A 2,138-nucleotide genomic window follows, 5' to 3' on the forward strand; every position below is an offset into this window, starting at 1 on the left:
TAACCAATTGGATTTCTTCCATCGCTTCTTTTTACGTCCTGTTATGGTGTGCTTACCTTTTTGAAAACGCTTTAAAAGATAACAAAAAGCAATGGCGAAATTCAAAATTTCAACCATTGCTCTTTTACTATAGAAATTTAAATTTTCCAAAAATCTAAAGATTAATCTTTTTGTTGATCATCCTTTTTCTTCTTGGCAAACCCAAGTAATCCTAACGCAGCAGCTGCTAAACCTAGACCGGTTGTAGAAGTTGCTTTATCACCTGTTTGAGGTAAAGCTTGCTTAGCTTTGTTCTTCGTGAGGTCAATTGGTGCCTTAGAGTCATTTGTCTTTGTAACATTAAGGTCAACTAATGATTCAGACGTTGCTAAGCTATCACTTGTTGAAGTTGATTCACTTGCACCAGTTTGTTCAGTAGAAGAACTTGTTGAAGCAGTAGAATCTGGACTGATTGCATCAGTTATTTCCCCAAGGTCAGAATCTGTTTCGCTAGTTACGTTTAACGATTCACTCACACTTGTTGAGGCAGATTCACTTGCGCTTAATGATACAGACTCGCTTGTTGAAGTACTCATTGACGCTGAAGTACTTGATGATTCTGAAACGCTTGTTGAAGTACTCATTGATGCTGAAGCACTTGACGATTCTGAAACGCTTGTTGAAGTACTCATTGATGCTGAAGCACTTGACGATTCTGAAACGCTTGTTGAAGTACTCATTGATACTGAAGTACTTGATGATACTGAAGTTGAATCATCATCAATTTCCTCAGATGGTGTTGTACCACCAGTTATTGGCAGGTCAGCCAAGGCTTCTGACAAGCTCGTTGAAGCTGAAGTGCTTTGGGATTCATTTTCACTTTGGTGACGTGATAATGATTCACTTGCGGACTTGCTTGCTTCTGAGATTGATTCACTTTGGGATTCAGAGGCTGACTTAGCTGAGTCACTTTGTGATTTTTCTTCAGACGTCAAGCTATTTGTACCTTCGGCACTCTTAGATTCGGAGATTGAATTGCTTGATGAAGCTGATTCACTCGCACTTGCCACAATTGATTCACTTGCGGAAGCTGAAGTACTTTGAGATTCGGATGCGGATGCATCGGATTCACTAGCTGAGGACTTAGATTCTGATAAGCTTGCGGAAACTTCCTCAGAGATTGACTTAAACTCTGAAGTTAAGTTTTCGTGTTCCTCAACTTGGCTTTCTACTTCACTTGAACGATCTGGTGTTGATTCAAACGTTAATTCGCCCGTAGAAATTGAGGCACTTGTTGAGAGACTTTCAGAAACTGAAGCGCTCGTTGACTTGCTGTCGCTTGCTGAAGTACTTTGAGATTCAGCTATTGACTTGCTATCAATTTCACTAAAGACCTTAGATAAGCTTTCGGATGCTGAGTCGCTTGTAGATTCATTTTCACTTTGGTGACGTGATAATGATTCGCTTGCGGACTTGCTTGCTTCTGAGATTGATTCACTTTGTGATTCAGATGATGACTTAGCTGAGTCGCTTTGTGATTCTTCTTCAGATGTCAAGTTGTTTGTTCCTTCGGCACTCTTAGATTCTGAGATTGAATCGCTTAATGAAGCTGATTCACTTGCACTTACCACAATTGATTCACTTGCGGAAGCTGAAGTACTTTGAGATTCGGATGCGGATGCATCGGATTCACTTGCTAACGACTTAGATTCTGATAAGCTTTCAGAAACTTCTTCAGATACTGACTTGAACTCAGATGTTGAGTTTTCGTGGTCCTTAACTTGGCTTGCTACTTCACTTGAGTGATCTTCAACTGGTGTTGAAGTACTTTCAGATACAGATTGGCTTGCTGAGTCTGATTGACTTGTTGAAGTTGATTCTGAATCTGATGTTGACTTGCTTGCTGATGTGCTTGCTGATTCATTCCAGTGTTCTGATAAGCTTTCTGAGGCACTTGTTGATGCTGATTCAGTTGTGCTTTGTTGTTCTGATACTGATTCTGAAGCACTTTCACTTGCTGACTTCACTGAGTCACTACGTGATTCTGATTCAGATTTAACTGATTCACTTTCGCTTCTTTCGTTTGAATCTAAGCTTGTTACACCACTTTCACTCTTGCTTTGTGATACTGATGTTGATGTTGAAGCTGAGTTGCTTAC

General features: G+C 40.1%; 1 protein-coding gene. It reads right to left on the minus strand.

The window, feature by feature from the left end:
• Positions 1 to 161: 161 nt before the first annotated feature.
• The coding region (locus tag FC36_RS09245; protein ID WP_156409574.1) for an LPXTG cell wall anchor domain-containing protein at positions 162 to 2,138 on the minus strand (1,977 nt) is incomplete at its 5' end.

This window comes from Ligilactobacillus equi DSM 15833 = JCM 10991, from assembly GCF_001435735.1.
In the GTDB taxonomy this organism is placed as follows: Bacteria; Bacillota; Bacilli; order Lactobacillales; family Lactobacillaceae; genus Ligilactobacillus; species Ligilactobacillus equi.